The 666-nt window shown below is 64.6% G+C and carries 1 protein-coding gene; it reads right to left on the bottom strand.

Features of this window, described 5'->3' with window-relative positions:
- Positions 1-662: SPFH domain-containing protein (locus tag KUM32_RS32355; protein ID WP_308408774.1), on the bottom strand; the 662-nt coding region annotated here is incomplete at its 3' end.
- Between the last annotated feature and the right edge of the window lie 4 nt (positions 663-666).

Genomic DNA, 666 nt, shown 5'->3' with positions numbered 1-666 from the left:
GACTGGCGCCGCTCCAGCTCCAGGATGGCTTCGCGGGCGTCCACGTTCTGGCGGGTGATCTCCTTCTCCTCGTGGCGCTGGTACTCGTTGGTGCGCACGTGCTCGACGGCCGTCAGCTCGGTGATCTTCCGGATGCCCTGGGCGTCCAGGATGTTGTGGGTGTCGAGCTGGTTCAACGGCGTCTGCTCCAGGTGGTCGATCGCCGCGTCCTCCAGGCTGTAGCCGTTCAGGTCGGTGCCGATGACCTCGATGATCCGGTCCCGCAGCTCCTCGCGCTTGGTGTACAGGTCGGTGAAGTCGAGCTGCTTGCCGACCGTCTTGAGCGCCTCGGAGAACTTGGCGTTGAACAGCTCCTGCAACGTGGCCTTGTCACTCGCGCGGGCCGTGCCGATCGCCTGGGCGACCTTGATGACGTCCTCGACGGTCTTGTTGACGCGTACGAAGAACGAGATGCGGATGTCGGCGCGGATGTTGTCACGGCAGATCAGCCCGTCGCGCCCGGTGCGCGAGATCTCGATGGTCTTCACCGAGATGTCCATCACCTCGGCCTTGTGCAGCACCGGCAGCACGACCTGCCCGGTGAAGGTGACGTCCACCGTGCGCGTCTTGGAGACGATCAGCGCCTTGCCCTGCTCGACCTTGCGGAAGAGCCGACTGATCACGAAC

The sequence above is a fragment of the Streptomyces sp. AC627_RSS907 genome (genome assembly GCF_019049165.1).
Note: the sequence above shows the minus strand (reverse complement) of the source record. Positions and strands in the feature narration are given on the sequence as shown.